The sequence below is a fragment of the Streptomyces pactum genome (genome assembly GCF_002005225.1).
GTDB lineage: Bacteria > Actinomycetota > Actinomycetes > Streptomycetales > Streptomycetaceae > Streptomyces > Streptomyces pactum_A.
In genome coordinates this window covers 4,608,252-4,623,638 of record NZ_CP019724.1, presented here as the reverse complement: position 1 = coordinate 4,623,638, position 15,387 = coordinate 4,608,252, and the positions used below count along the sequence as shown (strand labels likewise).

12 protein-coding genes and 4 tRNA genes are annotated in these 15,387 nt (G+C 70.5%); 6 read left to right on the top strand and 10 right to left on the bottom strand.

Annotated elements, in window-relative coordinates; translation table 11 throughout:
- Positions 1-72: 72 nt before the first annotated feature.
- The 5 genes from B1H29_RS19615 to B1H29_RS19595 all read right to left on the bottom strand — a co-directional run bounded on the left by B1H29_RS19615 (position 73) and on the right by B1H29_RS19595 (position 5,255).
- Positions 73-1,764, bottom strand: coding sequence for a relaxase/mobilization nuclease domain-containing protein (locus tag B1H29_RS19615; protein WP_079160322.1), 1,692 nt, complete (start codon positions 1,762-1,764; stop codon positions 73-75).
- Complete coding sequence (gene mobC, locus B1H29_RS19610; protein ID WP_055421974.1) at positions 1,761-2,405, bottom strand: plasmid mobilization relaxosome protein MobC; 645 nt, start codon at positions 2,403-2,405, stop codon at positions 1,761-1,763. Before mobC ends, B1H29_RS19615 begins: the two co-directional genes overlap by 4 nt.
- Before the next feature lie 131 nt (positions 2,406-2,536).
- Entirely contained in the window at positions 2,537-3,289 is a 753-nt protein-coding gene (locus B1H29_RS19605) for a DUF2637 domain-containing protein (protein ID WP_055421975.1), read from the bottom strand.
- Positions 3,290-3,501: 212 nt separating this feature from the next.
- Positions 3,502-4,782, bottom strand: a complete 1,281-nt coding sequence (locus tag B1H29_RS19600) for a DUF3631 domain-containing protein (protein ID WP_167392545.1) — start codon at positions 4,780-4,782, stop codon at positions 3,502-3,504.
- 233 nt (positions 4,783-5,015) lie between these two features.
- Complete coding sequence (locus tag B1H29_RS19595) at positions 5,016-5,255, bottom strand: hypothetical protein (protein WP_055421976.1); 240 nt, start codon at positions 5,253-5,255, stop codon at positions 5,016-5,018.
- A 96-nt stretch (positions 5,256-5,351) separates the two neighbouring features.
- Between B1H29_RS19595 and B1H29_RS19590 the strand changes: the two genes are divergently transcribed.
- The gene (locus B1H29_RS19590) at positions 5,352-6,032 is read left to right on the top strand and encodes a helix-turn-helix domain-containing protein (protein ID WP_055421977.1); all 681 of its coding nucleotides are present in this window, start codon (positions 5,352-5,354) and stop codon (positions 6,030-6,032) included.
- Entirely contained in the window at positions 6,029-7,666 is a 1,638-nt protein-coding gene (locus B1H29_RS19585) for a site-specific integrase (RefSeq protein WP_055421978.1), read from the top strand. Before B1H29_RS19590 ends, B1H29_RS19585 begins: the two co-directional genes overlap by 4 nt.
- A 34-nt stretch (positions 7,667-7,700) precedes the next feature.
- Here the strand turns inward: B1H29_RS19585 and B1H29_RS19580 are convergent.
- From B1H29_RS19580 to B1H29_RS19560, 5 genes are all read right to left on the bottom strand, one after another.
- Positions 7,701-7,773, bottom strand: a tRNA-Lys gene (locus B1H29_RS19580).
- Between the two features lie 120 nt (positions 7,774-7,893).
- On the bottom strand, positions 7,894-9,429 hold the full coding sequence (locus tag B1H29_RS19575) for an amino acid permease (protein ID WP_055421979.1): 1,536 nt from the start codon (positions 9,427-9,429) through the stop codon (positions 7,894-7,896).
- A 125-nt stretch (positions 9,430-9,554) separates the two neighbouring features.
- Positions 9,555-11,780, bottom strand: coding sequence for a DEAD/DEAH box helicase (locus B1H29_RS19570; RefSeq protein WP_055421980.1), 2,226 nt, complete (start codon positions 11,778-11,780; stop codon positions 9,555-9,557).
- Between the two features lie 268 nt (positions 11,781-12,048).
- Positions 12,049-12,615, bottom strand: a complete 567-nt coding sequence (locus B1H29_RS19565) for a hypothetical protein (RefSeq protein WP_055421981.1) — start codon at positions 12,613-12,615, stop codon at positions 12,049-12,051.
- A 135-nt stretch (positions 12,616-12,750) separates the two neighbouring features.
- Entirely contained in the window at positions 12,751-13,101 is a 351-nt protein-coding gene (locus B1H29_RS19560) for a metallopeptidase family protein (RefSeq protein WP_055421982.1), read from the bottom strand.
- A 205-nt stretch (positions 13,102-13,306) separates the two neighbouring features.
- On the opposite strand from B1H29_RS19560, the gene B1H29_RS19555 reads away from it, so the two are divergent.
- The 4 genes from B1H29_RS19555 to B1H29_RS19540 all read left to right on the top strand — a co-directional run bounded on the left by B1H29_RS19555 (position 13,307) and on the right by B1H29_RS19540 (position 15,293).
- Positions 13,307-14,932: a metallophosphoesterase family protein gene (locus B1H29_RS19555; RefSeq protein WP_055421983.1), complete on the top strand. Its 1,626-nt coding sequence runs from the start codon at positions 13,307-13,309 to the stop codon at positions 14,930-14,932.
- Between the two features lie 80 nt (positions 14,933-15,012).
- Positions 15,013-15,085 (top strand) — tRNA-Glu (locus B1H29_RS19550).
- Between the two features lie 35 nt (positions 15,086-15,120).
- Positions 15,121-15,195 (top strand) — tRNA-Asp (locus B1H29_RS19545).
- Between the two features lie 24 nt (positions 15,196-15,219).
- Positions 15,220-15,293, top strand: a tRNA-Phe gene (locus B1H29_RS19540).
- Positions 15,294-15,387 lie beyond the last annotated feature (94 nt).

The window sequence follows — 15,387 nt, the reverse complement described above, 5'->3', positions numbered from 1 at the left end:
TGTCAGGGGCATGCCGTCGACTGGTTTCGCGTCACAGAGCACTGTCAAGCCCAGGCTGTTCGCGGGATGTTGTCAGCGCCGCCGTGTCCGCGGAGGCAGCAAGGTTGTGGGGGTGGCTGCCACGTGTACCGGAGCGTGGGGGCTCTGTGCTCGGCTGCGAGCCTGCGCTGCACGGGCTCGTGCGCTGGGGGCTGGCCGTGCGCCGAGGCGTTGAATACGCCAAGTCAGGACTCGTGCGGGAGAGTCGGCATCGTCAAGGGCGCGTTGATCGGCAGCCTGTTGGAGGAGCTGCTGCGGATCGTGGCCCACTGCCTCGGCCTCGGCGAGGGCAGCGGTGAGAGCGCCGAAGGCGGGGTCTTCGACGATCTGCTCGGCATGGTTGGGCACAGCCTGGCGCAGGTGCCGAACGTGCCGATCCACGGTCTGCTGGGGCGGTCGGCGTTGCGCGAGAGCGGCCAAGGGGGCGGCTGCGGCCTGGCCGTAGGCGGCTTGGAGATGGAGCAGCGTCTCGCGCGCGGCAGCGACTTGCTGATCGTGATGGTGGAGCTGGTGCCAGCGAGCGGCGGCGATGACGACGAGGACCGCGGCGTCGAGGAACATCGCCAGGACGGCTCCGTCTTTGGGCGCAGGTTCGCGGAGCATTGCTCGTACGGCGCCGCGCAGGGCCCGGGCGTGGTGGTGTTCGGCGTGGATGCGGGAGCGGGTGGCGCGCTCGAACGCGGTTGCTGCTTCTCGGAGTTGAGGTCGCACGGCTTGGGGCGTGACAAGGACAACGGCGTCGAGGGCTTCACCGAAAGCGGCCAGATGGGCCTGAGAGGCTCCGTCGTCAGGTTGATCCAGGTGGTGGGCAATGCGTTCGGCGGCGGCTGTCGCCTGGTACCAGGGGTTGGGCCTGCGCCTACCCGACTGGTCAATGGGCTGCGGCCCCATGGCCGCCAGGCGTTCTTGGATCTTGGGGAGAGACAGGTCCGGGGCGAGTTTGGAGCCGGAGTACCAAATGGGACCTTGGGCGTCGTCGGCGACGGCGACCTTGTATCCGCGTACGTCCCCTGAGGGGAAGTGCACGACCTCGACGAGCACGCCGTCGAGGTGGCTGAGCAGGCTGACGAACTCCTCGATGGTGGAGGCGGCGGCCACAGCAGTACGGACGGTGGCGCGCAGGCGTTCGCGGGCGGTCGTGTCGTGGCCGGCGCGGCGGGCCTTCTCCTGTTCGGCGCGGGTGGGGCGTGCGGCGGCGGTGCGGTCACCGCGGATGACTTGGAAGAGGTCGTATTCCTTCTCGATGGCGGCGAGTTCGCGATCGGCGGTGAGGTAGTCGTTCCAGTGGCGGGCCGTACGCAGGTCGGCGCGGACCTTGGTGGCGGCAATGTGGATGTGGTCGGGGGCATGGCGGACTGCGACCCATCGGCAGCCGTCCGGATCTCCGTCGGGTGCGATGCCGGTGGCGGCGACGACGCGGCGGGCGATGTCGGCCCACTCCTCGTCGCTGAGGTGGCGGTCGCTCTCGGCGGCTCGGATCGAGCAGTGCCACGTGTGCTTCTCGGGGGTGCGGCCGAGACGCCTGGCCTGTTTGACGTGCAGGTCGAGGTCGGCCACGAGGAGCCTCTTCGTGGCGTCGAAGTCGTCGGTGCGGCCGGGGTCGGGGGCGAAGCCGTCCCATGAGGCGACCAGGTGGGGGTCGGTGTGGTCCTTAGCCTTCTTGGTGTCGAACAGGTACCGGATCAGACCGGCTGTGTCCTTGCCTCCGCTGATCTTCGCGATCATCGAGCGCGCTTCTTGGCGACGGCCTGGTTCGCGGCGGACGCGATGTGGCGGACGGTGGCGCCTACTGCGTCCAAGGCGGGTTCAACCTGGGCCAGCATGGCGCTGTCCCCAGGGTGTGGATGGCCGCCGGAGTGGAGCTTCTTGGCGATCTGATTGATGTTGTGGCCGATCCTGGCGACCTCGCGGCGCAGGGCGGTCAGTTCGTCGATGTAGTCGTCCAGTGGGGTGCGCTGGCCGGACAGCGCGAGGTCGCCGTGGAGGTGGGCCATGACGACGGCGCCGACGTAGTGGGCGCCGGCGATGTTCAGGGACCGCGCCTTGGCGAGGATCGCGGTCTTCTCTTCGGCGCTGTAGCGCACGTCGACGCGCTCTTTGCGCTGGACGGGTTCGTGCTGACGGCGGCGGGCGACGCGGTGCAGCGCGGCAGCATCGGTGGCTCGCGGCAACGGAACGGCGGGGGTCTCGACGAGCTTGTCCTCCTCGGGCACCTCCTGGTGCCCGAGCCCCTCCGCCACCCCTGGGGCGGAGGGACCCCCGTTGGACCGGCCCTTGGACGGTCCAACGGGATACCTTGCTGCGCTGTTCAGGCCGGTGGCCATCTCCTGCTCGGAGATCGGGAGTTCGTGGTACGGGTCGTGCATGGGGCGGTCTCCGAAGGTTGTTTGGGGTCGGATGCTTCGCCGTGCGCCGCCCCTGTGCCCCCATGCTCGGCTGCACGGGGATACAGGGCGAGCCCGGTAGGGCGGCGGGGCGATCGGCACCAGCGAAGAGGTCAGACGGCGCTGGCGGAGGCCGTTTCGGGCTCCCTCTGCTGCGGGGAAACGGCTTCGTCGAGTTCGGCCTGCAGGATGTCCTTGAGCTTGTCCGCCTCCGTCCTTCCGATGGTCAAGTCCCTGCTGCGGAAGGTGGCTTCGATGTGGCGGCGGGAAGCACGCCCGTTGCGTCCCAGTGGCGCGGTGCGCGCGAGGGCGAGCCGTTCGGGAGAGATATGGCTGGGCTCGTGATCCTGCGGTTCGACGGAGGATTGCGGGCCCTCAGCCACTTCGGCGGTATCCGGCGCCACGTCGGCGGCACCCCGCGCCACATCGGCGGGGCCGCGAGCAGTGGGCTGGCGGTGGACGACGATGGAGAGATGGACCGCGCCGGCCAAGGCGAGCGGAGCGATGGCGGACAAGCCGCCGACTGTGAAGTCGTCGAGGCGGAGGCCATCGCCCTGGCGGGTCTGCTGGTTGAGGCGGACGGCGTGCAGGGCGTTGGCCCAGATACTCGTCACGGTTGCGGCGCCGACGAGTGTCCATACGTACACGCGGGACCATGTCGAGGCGGCGCGCAGCATCACGAGGGCTCCCACGCCGATGGCGATGAACCCGTCGATCACAAGCGGAAAGACATAGGTGAGAAGCCCGCGGATGTGGATGGCGACGGCCATCTGGCGCAGGGCGTCGTAGGACAGGGCGAAGGCGAAAATGGCGAGCAGGGCGATGCCGACGCGAATCGCGGCGGTGGCGGTGATGCGGGCAGACAAGCGGGGTACTCCAAGTGGGCTTGGGGGCGGCGGCCTCGGGGCAGGGGAGGGCGAGGTGTGGCCGCCGTGAGGTGTGGTGTCTCGTACCACTCGTCGCATGCCTGGTCAGAGCAGGTACGAGTGGGCTGGCGATGTCGAGATGACTCGTTGCGGGCCGTTCACTCGTCCCCGCGCTGACCTGCGCGGGGACGAGTGCGACGAGTCGGCGCGGGTCAGGCCGCGGAGCCGGGAAGGGGCTCGGCCGACGGCTGTGCGGGCTCGGCCGCCGGAGCCGGTTCAGGGCAGTAGCGCGCCCAAGTGTCGAGGAATTGGTTGCGGGCGAAGCCCTTGGCCTGGGTGCCGTCGGGGAAGCGGCGGTTGGCCGAGCTGATGCCGTAGGGCTTCAGCAGCAGTTGGAGGCCACGCGGGGTCAGCCCGTTGGGGCCGTACTCGGCCCACGGCGCCTCCTTGTCCGCGTTGAGGGCTTCCAGCAGGCGCTTCGTGCCCAGGACCGCCGGGTCGTTCTCGGCAGCGAAGGCCCGGCGGATGCCGACCAGGAGGCGGGTGCGCAGGCCGCCTTCCTCGTCCTGCCCGGCCTCGTAGTCGGTCATGACGCGGCAGGCGGTGCGGGCGAGTGCGGGCCACTCGCCCCCGGCGAGGTCAGCGATGACCACCAGAGGTTCCCAGGTGTCGGCCGCGCGGTCCTCGACCGGCATGGCCGGCTCCATCTCCAACGCCTGGGCGTACAGCGGCTGGAGCCAGGCGGTGAGCCGGTCACGGATCGTGTGCAGGGCAGGGGTGTCGCGGTGGGTGCGGAAGTGCGCCACCTCCTCGCCGTCCGCGCGGCGCCGCATCCGGATGACCACCGACCGGTCCATCACCGTGTCCGGCAGATCACCGATCCCGGCGAGCGCCGCCATGGCGAAGGTGGGGAACGCGGTGGGCTTGTGCTCGGGCCCGGTCACCCGCAGCGTGGGCCGGTTGCGCTGGTGGCCGGCGTTGATCAGGCCGCGCACCTCCTCGTTCTTCTCCGCCGCCTTGACGGTGCTGAAGAGGGTGTCGGCCTCGTCGACCAGGAGAGCCGGCGGGTCCTCGTCGTCGATCGAGCGGAAGATAGCCGCCGCGCTGGCGTTGACCGTGATCAGCGGGTTGCGGACGGTCTCGGTCACCACGTCCAGCAGCCGTGACTTGCCGCACCGCTTCTCCGGAGCCACGATCGCCAGACGCGGCGCATGCTGCCACGCCCGCTGCAAATGCGTAGCCGCGATCCACAGCGTGACCGCGGTGAGAGCCTCCTCACCCGGCATTGCCACGTACCGCTTGATCTGCGCCCGCAGGCCGACCAAGAGCTCCGCGCCCTCGGAGTCGGGCGACGCGGTCGGCGCCTCAACTGGGCTGGCAGGTGCCTTCGGCGAAGGCGATGCCGTGCCGTCAACTGGCTGGCCGGGGACAGCGACCGGCGGCCACGAAGGCGTGTTGGAGTCGGAATAGTGCTCGGCTCCCGCATGTTCCATGGAGCAGCTCCTCGTCTGGCGGCTGCGGGCTTGCACGCCCTTGCCGCCGGGTTGGTACTTCACGGGCCGTACGGGGTTGCTGGGGCCTCCGGCGTTGCACCGCCGGGGGCCCCTCCCGTTCTCGCGGGCGCCAGGCCACCGCGAGGGAACACGGACCGTACGTCCATGTCCGCCAACAGTCCAGCGTTTCTGTGTCAGCTCAGCGCAGAATGGTTTGCTACGCTGCCGACCCTTCACGCGGCCAGCCCGAGCAGTTCCAGCAGATTCGCGGTCACCACCCGATAGGCATTGCCGAGCCGCAGCACCTTGCACGGGTACTCGCCACGCTTCGCCAGCTCATACCCCTTGCTCCGCCCGAGCCCCAGAGCTCGGTTGCTCGTGTCCAGGTCAACTGACACGGGGAGGGCGAGCAGCTCCTCCCGGCTCATCCCCTTCGAACTCGTCGATCGTCCCGCGGTCGCGTCATCGCGCATGCAGCGCGCCCCTTTCGGTACAGCCCTCGGCGAACGCGGTCATCACGTTCGGCTCCAGGCGTCTACCTACCAGGATGACCAAGCTAATGTGTCTTCATGACACAACGCTGTTTCGATGATGAAGAGGACGACGTTCCCGAGTGGGAGGACCGGGTCAAGGCCAACGTGGCCGGCGAAGTCCGCCGGAGAAGGAAGGAGATGGGATGGAGCGCGCAGGACCTGGCCGACCGGTGCGAGCGGCTCGGGTATCCCATCCCGCGCAACGTGATCGCCAACATGGAGTCCGGCCGCCGGGCCAACCTCCCCCTCGTGGACGTCATGGTCCTGGCCGCCGCCCTGGAGACGTACCCGGTCTGCCTGATCTTCCCGGTCGGCTACGTCGAACGGACCCAAGAGCTTCCCTTCCAGCACCTCGTGCCCACCTGGGACGCCCTTCGGCGCTTCACCGGCGACGAGGACATGCCCTCGTATGACGCGGGCCTGGTCCCCGACTTCGAAGCGCACGACAGCCTCGTACGCACCGCCCTGGCCGCCCTTGAAGAGGAAGAACGGGCGCGGTTCGCAGCCAGGACAGCAGGCAACCGCGCTCAGCAGGAAGAGGCCGAGCGCAAGCAGGCCAAGTACGCCGACGAGGCCATCTCCGCCAAGTACAACCTCCGCCACCTCCGCCGCGACATCCGCGAGGAGGGCGCCATCCCACCCCACCTGCCACTCGCCCTGAGCGACGTCGACCCACCCGAACCCGACCCCAACACCACCCCGGAGGAACGCGTTTGAAGGGTTCCACCCACCGCCGCTGCTACTGCCGCGACCCCCACACCGGCAAGCCGCTCGGCAAGAAGTGCCCGAAACTCTCCAGCCGCAAGCACGGCTCGTACTCCATACGCCAGGAACTCCCACCCCGCGAAGACGGCACCCGCCGCTCCTTCAACCGCGCCGGCTACGACTCCCTGAAGACGGCTCAGGCCGACCTCGACCACGTCCGCGCTCTTCTCGCCCTGGCGGACAAGGATGACCCCGACAGCCTCCAGCGCCTCGTCGCCCTGCTGGAGGAGGTCGCCGCAGAGAAGGCCCCGCTGCCCGCCATCGAGGAGACCCGACGCCGCCTCAGGGCGGGCCTGGCCCTCCGTGGCAGTCTCACCGTCGGCGAGTGGCTCGACCAGTGGTTCGCCGCGAAGAAGCGCCGCAAGACCACGCTCAACGGCTACGCCTCCCACATCCGCGTCCACCTGAAGCCGCGCATCGGGCACGTACGCCTCGACCGCCTCAACGTCGGCCACCTGGTGGAGATGTTCGACGGGATTGCCGACGACAACGAGGTCATCGCGGCCGAGAACGAAGCCCGCCGCGAGCAGATCGCCCGCTGCAAGCCGAGCAAGCCCGGACGACCCGTGGGAGCCGAGCGGAAGCTGCTCGCGGCCGAACGGGCCAGGCTGGCGGAGATGAAGCCGTTCCGGAAGATCACCGGCCCGGCATCCCGGCAGGCGATCCGCCGCACCCTGCGCGCGGCCCTGAACTCAGCGATCGCCCAGCAGCTCATCACCTTCAACCCGGCGTCCCACGTCGAATTGGAGTCCGGCAAGCGCCCGAAGCCACTTCTCTGGACCGATAAGCGAGTCCGACGCTGGCGCGAGACGGGCGAGATCCCCGGCCCGGTGATGGTCTGGACGCCCCAGCAGTTCGGCGCCTTCCTCGACGCGGCCGAGGGCGACCGCCTGTACGCGATCTTCCACCTCATGGGCACCCGCGGCCTCCGGCGCGGTGAGGCGGTCGGCCAGGACTGGCACGAGATCGACCTCGACGCCGGCCTCATCACGCCCGCCAAGGAGATCGTGGTGGACGGCTGGGACCCCTACGAGTCCGAGCCCAAGACGGACGGCAGCGCGAACACGATCGCGCTCGACAGCACGACCATCTCCGAACTGCGCGAGCACAAAGCCCGCCAGGAGAAGGAGCGCGCCAAGTGGGACACCGCCTGGCAGGACACCGGCAAGGTGTTCACCAAAGAGGACGGCTCCTGGCTCCACCCCGAGACGGTCTCCGAGACCTTCCGCCGCATCCTCGCCACGACCGACCTGCCGCCCATCACCCTCCGGGACCTACGCCACGTCGCCGCGACGCTCACGCACGGAGGCGGCGGCGACATCCACGCAGTGAAGGAGACGCTGCGGCACTCCACCATCACGCTGACCTCGGACACGTACACGAGCCTGCTCCCTGAGCTGGACCGCGAAATCGCCGAGAAGGCAGCGAAGCTGATCCCCCGGTCCCGCCAGGCGGCTGCCGAACCGTCCGCCCAAACGGCAGCCGATCCGCAGGCCAAGCCCACATCCGCTCACGCATCGCTCACGCAATGGCTCGAAAACGAGTCAGCGCCCGAGTCGACCGAAGCCGACCCGGACGCTGCGTAGCAGGTCAGAGGGTATATCCCCCGCCTACAACCAGTAGGCCCTGTGGGACTCGAACCCACAACCAATGGATTAAAAGTCCACTGCTCTGCCAATTGAGCTAAGGGCCCAGGGGGCTGTCGCCCGGTGCTGCGTGATGTTGCCACACCGAGCATAGCCCGACGCGGCCGGGAGGCCGATCGGGTATCGGGGTCCCGGCCGCGTCGAGCCGGTGTCCTGGGCCGCGGTGGCTACGGATCGACCGGCTCGGGGGCCTCGGCGCGGGCCGTCGCGCGGGCCCGGTTGCGTTCGTGGTCGGGGTTGAGGAACCAGTGGCGGGCCGAGGCTAGCCACCAGGTCGCGGCGAAGCCGAGGACGACCAGGACGGCGATCGGCGCGTAGTTGAAGGTCTCCCAGGTGACCGGGGAGACCTGCGGCAGCATGAACAGGACCGTGATGACGCCGACCCACGTCACCGCCACCACGCCCACCGCCCGCGACCAGCGGCCCAGATGCCACGGCCCCCGTTCGAAGGCGGCGCCCTTGCGGACGCGCAGCAGGGTCGGGATGACGTACGCGATGTAGAGGCCGATGACGGCGATGGAGGTCACCGCCGCGTACGCCGTGACGTTGATCAGGTAGGGCAGGCCGAGGAGCAGCGCGGCCAGTGCCGCCAGCCAGACCGCCGCGACCGGCGTGCGGGTGCGCGCGTGCACCGTGTGCCAGATGTGGGAGTAGGGCAGCGCGCCGTCGCGGGAGAAGGCGTAGATCATGCGGCTGTTGGCCGTCACCGACGCCATTCCGCAGAAGAGCTGGGCCCCGATGACGACGAGCAGGAGCAGCTTGCCCGCGGTCGCCCCCAGCGCGTCGAGCAGGATCTGGGCCGGCGGCGCGCCGGTCGGGGAGGTGAGGGCGCCCTCGTAGGACTGGATGGCGAAGGTGAAGCCGAGGAGGAGGACGAAGCCGGCGATCCAGGAGGTCCAGATGGAGCGGACGATGCCCTTCGGGCCGGCCGTGGACGCGTCGTGCGTCTCCTCCGTCATGTGGGCGGAGGCGTCGTAGCCGGTGAAGGTGTACTGGGCCATCAGCAGGCCGATGAGGACGACGTAGACGCCGCTGCCCCAGCCGGTGTTGTTGACGAACTCGCCGAACACGAAGGACGCCGACCGGTGGTCGTCGGGCGCGAAGGTCAGCGCGCCGACGATGACCGCGACGCCGATGACGTGCCACCAGACGCTGACGCTGTTCAGGAGGCCGACGATGCGGACGCCGAAGGTGTTGAGGAGGCCGTGGAGGACGAGGATGGCCGCGAAGAGGAGGATCGTGCGGCCGGGTGTGACCTCGAAGCCGAACTGGAGGTTCAGGTAGGCGCCGAGGAAGGACGCGGCGCCGAAGTCGATGCCGGCGGTCACCGCGACCTGGCCCAGCACGTTGAACCAGCCCGTGAACCAGGCCCAGGCCGCCGCCGTACGGGGCGGTGCCAGGCGGTGCGCCCAGAAGTACAGGCCCGCCGACGTCGGATACGCCGAGCAGATCTCGGCCATCGCCAGGCCGACGAAGAGGGTCATCAGGCCGACGGCGACCCAGCCCCACGTGATGACGGCGGGACCGCCCGTGTTCATGCCGAACAGGTAGAGGGTCAGGCAGCCGGAGAGGACCGAGATGATGGTGAAGGAGACCGCGTAGTTGGAGAACGCCGACATGCGGCGGGCCAGAACCTGGGTGTAGCCGAGCTGGGCCAGCCGTTCCTCGTCCGAGAGCCCACTCGCCTTGGCGTCATCTGTCATGCCCCCAGCAATTCCCCCGTGGCGGGCGTGACATGCGTCACTCGTGACCGGGAACAGCCCGGGAAAAAGCGCCGTGGCCTCCACCCGGTGGGGTGGAGGCCACGGCGCGTTCAGACGTTCAGACGTCAGCCGTTGCGCTTCCAGCGCGGCTTGTCGTCACGGCGGCCGAAGGAGGAGCCACGGTGGTCGTCGCGGCGGCCGTACGGACGGTCGTGGCCGCCGGAACGGAAGCCGGGGCGGTCACCCTGACGGTCACGGTTGAACGGACGGTCGCTGCCGGGGCGGTCGCCCTGACGGTCACGGTTGAACGGACGGTCGCTGCCGCGGTGCCCACCGCGGTCACCGCGGTCGTCACGGCGGAAGCCACCACGGTCACCGCCGCGGTCGTCACGACGGTCGAAGGAACGTCCGCCACGGTCGCCGCCACGGTCACCCCGGTCGTCACGACGGAAGCCACCACGGTCACCGCCGCGGTCGTCACGACGGTCGAAGGAACGACCACCACGGTCGTCACGACGGTCGAACGAACGTCCGCCGCGGTCGCCGCCACGGTCACCCCGGTCGTCACGACGGAAGCCACCACGGTCACCACCGCGGTCGTCACGACGGTCGAAGGAACGACCACCACGGTCGTCACGACGGTCGAACGAACGTCCGCCACGGTCGCCGCCACGGTCACCCCGGTCGTCACGACGGAAGCCACCACGGTCACCACCGCGGTCGTCACGACGGTCGAAGGAACGACCACCACGGTCACGGTCGTAGGAACGCTCGCCGCGGTCGGCGAAGCGGTCCCGGCCGTTGCCGCCGGTCCGCTCGGCCTTCTCCACGTCCCGCGCGCCCGGCTGCTCGGGCAGCGAGACCTCGACCTGCGCCTCGGACGCGGTGGCGGCCACCTCGGCCAGCACCGCCTCCGGGTCCTCACCGCGCTCCCGCGCGACCCTGGCGACCAGCCGGTCCGCCTCCTCGCGCAGCTCGGTCGCGCGCCGCTGGGCCCGCTCCAGCTCCTTGTTGAGCTGGGCGACCTCGCGCTCGGCCTGCTGCGCCGCGTTGCCCGCGGACTCGGCCTGGACCTCGGTCATCGACCGGGCACCGGTGATCTCGGCGACCTCCGGCTCGAAGGCCGCGCCGCCCTGGATGATGTGGCGCGTGGCGTCGACGCCCGCGTCCTCCATCAGCCGGAAGATCTGGCGCCGCTGGTGCGGCAGGGAGAGGGAGACGACGGTGCCAGTACGGCCGGCGCGCGCCGTACGGCCGGCGCGGTGCAGGTAGTCCTTGTGGTCACCGGCCGGGTCGACGTTCAGGACCAGGTCGATGCCGTCGACGTGGATGCCGCGCGCGGCGACGTCGGTGGCGACCAGGACGTTGACGTACCCGTCCTTGAAGTCGGCCAGGGTGCGGGTGCGCGCGCCCTGGGTCATGCCGCCGTGCAGCGCGTCGGCCTTCACGCCGGAGTCGCGTAGCTGCTCGGCGACGCGGTCGGCACCGAGCTGGGTGCGGACGAAGATGATGGTGCGGCCCTTGCGGGAGGCGATGGCCGCGGTGACCGGCGCCTTGTCCTTGGGCTTCACGACCAGGATGTGGTGCGACATGGTCGTCACGGCGCCCTGGGCGGCGTCGACCTCGTGGCTGACCGGGTTGTTCAGGTACCGGTCGACGAGGGTCTTGATCTCGTTCTCCATGGTCGCGGAGAACAGCATCCGCTGACCGCCCGCCGGCACCTGGTCGAGGAGCTCGGTGACCTCGGGCATGAAGCCCAGGTCGGACATCTGGTCGGCCTCGTCGAGGACGGCGATCTGCACGTTCTCCAGGGAGCAGGCGCCGCGCTTGATGATGTCGCGCAGCCGGCCCGGGGTGGCGACCAGGACGTCGACGCCGCGTTCCAGGGCGTAGATCTGGTTGCCCATGGAGGTGCCGCCGCACACGACCTTCATCTTCAGCCCGAGGACGTCCCCGTACGGCTGGAGCGCGTCGGCCACCTGCATGGCCAGCTCACGCGTCGGCGTCAGGATGACGGCCCGCGGCTTGTGCTTCTCGGTGCGGCCGCCGGCCAGCGTGGCCAGGGCCGGCAGACCGAAGGAGAGGGTCTTGCCGGAGCCGGTGCGGCCCCGGCCGAGGATGTCCTTGCCGGCCAGGGCGTCCGGGATGGTCGCGGCCTGGATCGGGAAGGGGGCGGTCACGCCGTTCTGCGCGAGCTTGCGCACGATGCCCTCGGGCAGGCCGAGCTCGGCGAAGGTGATCTCGGGAGCGGCCTGGACGGCCTCGGCCCCGGTCTCCTCGATCGTCTCGGTGAATTCGGGGGTGTCGGCGTTCTCGGGCACGACGACGTGATCGGTACTGATGATGGACATGCGAATGCGAAACCTTCCGGAGTCTCTCGTCGGCACGCGCCCGTCAACTCCGTGAATCGCGATTCGCAATACGACCGCCTCGATGCGGTCCACCACGGCAAAGGAGAGTACGCGCCACACGGCGCGCTCTGCGGTGGCGCCGGGCAAATGGGATCAAACGATCTGCCACCATACGCACCCCCCACCCCCGAAGGCAAACCGAGTAGCACATGCCCAGCTCAGCCGGGCTGTCAGCCCACGCCTGAGCCCTCATGCGCCCCTGCTCGTGCTACGCCGGCGCCCCGGCCTCGGGTGCCGGTTCCCGCTGCGCCAACTGCGTCCCCGGAGGCTCGTGCGCCGACGCGGACGGCTCCGCCGCCGTCGGCTCCGGCGTCGGGGACGAGGGCGGCTCCGGGGGCGGCGTCGGCTCCGGCTCGGCCGTCCGGGTGGGCTCCGCGGGCGGTGTACGGGTGGCGTCCGGCTCGTCGTCCCCGCCCTTGGGCGGCGGGGCCCCGGTCGGGTGGGCGGGCGGCGGGGCGGACGGGGTGGGTTCCTTCCCCTTGCCGGCCTCCTTCCCGTCCTTGCCCTCGCCCTTCCCGTCGTCCTCGCCGTCGCCCTCGCCCTTCTTGCCCTTGCCGCGCCGCCGGTCCTCGTCGGCCGCCGCCGCGTCGTACCCGGCGTTCCCACCCGTCACCGCGGGGCCGCCCTCGGGCACCGCGCCGCCACGCTCCCCGGCGGAGTGCGACGGCCTCGCGCCCCCGCCGGACGCGTCGTCGCCGATGCTCATGCAGCCGGCGGTGGCGGCGACGGCCACGGCCGCGGCGGCCAGACGGACGGGAACGTACAAGGGGCGCACGGGCGGCCACCTCCGGGGTTCAGGGAGTCGCCGTGCCCAACTCCCGTCACCCACAAGAGGACACGCGCCACGGGTCGCGGACCTTGACCCGAGCGCGTCACCCGTACCCGAGCGCGTCACCCGTACCCGAGCGCGTCACCCGTACCCGAGCGCGTGCAGCCGCGCGTCGTCGATCCCGAAGTGGTGCGCGATCTCGTGGACCACCGTCACCTCCGTCTCCGCGACGACGTCCTCACGCGTCTCGCAGAACCGCAGCGTCGGCCCGCGGTAGACGGTGATCCGGTCCGGCAGCACGCCCGCGTACCACTCCCCGCGTTCGGTCAGCGGCGTCCCCTCGTACAGCCCGAGCAGCTCGGGATCGTCCGTCGGCGGTTCGTCCTCGACGAACACCGCGACGTTGTCCATCAGCCGCGTCAGCTCCGGCGGGATCCGGTCCAGGGCCTCGGCGACCAGTTCCTCGAACTCCTCGCGCGTCATCTCCAGCACAGGCCCATTGTCAGGTACGACCGTGGCATACGGCACAGCCCTCGACACAGTCCTCGACACGACCGCCCCCAGCCGCCCCACACGCACCCCACCGCTCCTACCGCTCCCACCGCTCCCACCGCTCCCCAGCAGCGCCTCCCCTCACGTCCGGCAGCCGGAGGGCGTCACCCGCATATCCGCCCGGGGCCATGGGCATACGGGACCAATGGCCCGCGTCCCCGCCGCAGCCCCGCACGTCCTGGCCGAGGTGATGAACCCCATTCGCAACGCCCCGCGCGCCCTCATCCGCCGCCACCGCGCCCGCCGGACGTCCCCGGCTGCCGAACTCGCCCCCCGGTCGCGCCCCTGGACCCGCGCCGTCGGCCTCGTCGCCGTCGTCCTGCTCGGGGCCTGGCTGGGTCTGCTGATCGTGGGCGACGTCCGCGTCCCGGTCGGCCCCATGAACACGACGATGACCCTGCGCCCGTCGCTCACCGGCGGCACGAAGATCAACGTCTCACCGCTGGGCGCCCTCCAGCTCGACAGCCACGTCGCCCCGGTCCGCCTCGACGTCAACGTCGACCAGCTCGACCCCGGCCGCGCCCAGACCCTCGTCGACCACCCCGAACGTCTCTCCGGCCTCCAGGACGAGGTCGCCCGGGACGTCGAACACGGCACCCTCGACCTGGCCGTCCGCTCCTGCGTCGCCGTCGTCACCGGTGCCACCGCCCTGGGCCTCGCCGTCTACCGGCGCCCCCGGCGCGCCCTCGCCGCCGGCGGCCTCGCCCTCACCCTCCTGGTCGCCTCCGGCGGCACCGCGTACGCCACCTGGAACCCCGACTCCGTCCTGGAACCGAAGTTCTCCGGCCTGCTCTCCTCCGCGCCCTCACTCGTGGGCAACGCGCGCAGCATCGTCACGGAGTTCGACGTCTACCAGAAGGAGCTGGCACGCCTGGTGACGAACGTGACCAAGCTCTACGACGCCACCTCCACGCTCCCGGCCTACCAGCCCGATCCGACCACGATCCGCGTCCTGCACGTGTCGGACATCCATCTGAACCCGGCGAGCTGGAAGATCATCGCCTCGCTGGTGGAGCAGTACAAGGTGAACGTGATCGTCGACTCGGGCGACACGATGGACCACGGCACGGCCGCGGAGAACGGCTTCCTGGACCCCGTCGAGGACCTCGGCGCCCCGTACGTCTGGGTTCGCGGCAACCACGACTCCCGCGCCACCCAGGAGTACCTGGAGGGCCTCAGGAACGCGCACGTCCTGGACGACGGCCGGGCCCGCACCGTCGCGGGCCTGCGCTTCGCCGGCATCGGCGACCCGCAGTTCACCCCCGACCGCTCCAAGCCGGAGGGCGCCGAGGCCTCCCAGGAACTGGCCGGCGCCCGCCTGGCCTCCGCCCTGCGCGACCAGAGCGCGGCCGGCACCCCCGTGGACGTCGCCGTCGCCCACGAACCGTCGGCGGCCCGGGAGGTCGACGGCGAGGTGCCGCTGGTCCTGGCCGGTCACGTCCATCGCGAGGACATGGAGGTCATGAAGTACGGGACCCGCCTGCGCATCGAGGGCTCCACCGGCGGCAGCGGCCTGCGCGCGGTCGAGGGGGAGCACCCCGACCCGATCCAGGCGTCGATCCTCTACTTCGACCGGGACAGCCGGCGCCTCCAGGCCTGGGACGAGATCCAACTGGGCGGCCTGGGCCTGACGACGGCCGAGGTCAGCCGCCACCTGCCCAAGGAGAACCAGCCGGGGGCGACCCCGTCCCCGACGGGTACGGGCCCCTCCCCCACCGGCACGGGCCCCTCGGGCGCCGCCCCGAGCGGCCCGACCCCCGGCCCTCCGTAAACCGTTTTGGCGATACCTCCCGCCATCCCATATGCTTCTCACGTCCCCGACGCGCTGCGAAGCGCCCAGGCGGGCCGATAGCCCTCATCGTCTAGCGGCCTAGGACGCCGCCCTTTCAAGGCGGTAGCACGGGTTCGAATCCCGTTGGGGGCACGCAGTACGGTGTGCGACACTGTCGTACGAAGCTTGGTCCTGTGGAGCAGTTTGGAGTGCTCGCCACCCTGTCAAGGTGGAGGCCGCGGGTTCAAATCCCGTCAGGACCGCTGAGGTTTCACGTGAAACCTCGCGGCTGGGTAGCTCAGTTGGTACGAGCGATCGCCTGAAAAGCGATAGGTCGCCGGTTCGACCCCGGCCCCAGCCACATTCAACCCCCGTCGAGATCGTCGACGGGGGTTTCGTGTCGTCAGGGGACGGCCGGCTCGGCCGGACGGAAATCGTTCGCCACGAAATTGGCG

Bases quoted from the DNA above. Each gene is read 5' to 3' on its own strand.
- B1H29_RS19595 (WP_055421976.1), bottom strand. From the start codon at position 5,255: ATGCGCGATGACGCGACCGCGGGACGATCGACGAGTTCGAAGGGGATG.
- B1H29_RS19575 (WP_055421979.1), bottom strand. From the start codon at position 9,429: ATGACAGATGACGCCAAGGCGAGTGGGCTCTCGGACGAGGAACGGCTG.
- B1H29_RS19600 (WP_167392545.1), bottom strand. From the start codon at position 4,782: ATGGAACATGCGGGAGCCGAGCACTATTCCGACTCCAACACGCCTTCG.
- B1H29_RS19555 (WP_055421983.1), top strand. From the start codon at position 13,307: ATGGCCCGCGTCCCCGCCGCAGCCCCGCACGTCCTGGCCGAGGTGATG.
- B1H29_RS19590 (WP_055421977.1), top strand. From the start codon at position 5,352: ATGACACAACGCTGTTTCGATGATGAAGAGGACGACGTTCCCGAGTGG.
- B1H29_RS19570 (WP_055421980.1), bottom strand. From the start codon at position 11,780: ATGTCCATCATCAGTACCGATCACGTCGTCGTGCCCGAGAACGCCGAC.
- mobC (WP_055421974.1), bottom strand. From the start codon at position 2,405: ATGCACGACCCGTACCACGAACTCCCGATCTCCGAGCAGGAGATGGCC.
- B1H29_RS19615 (WP_079160322.1), bottom strand. From the start codon at position 1,764: ATGATCGCGAAGATCAGCGGAGGCAAGGACACAGCCGGTCTGATCCGG.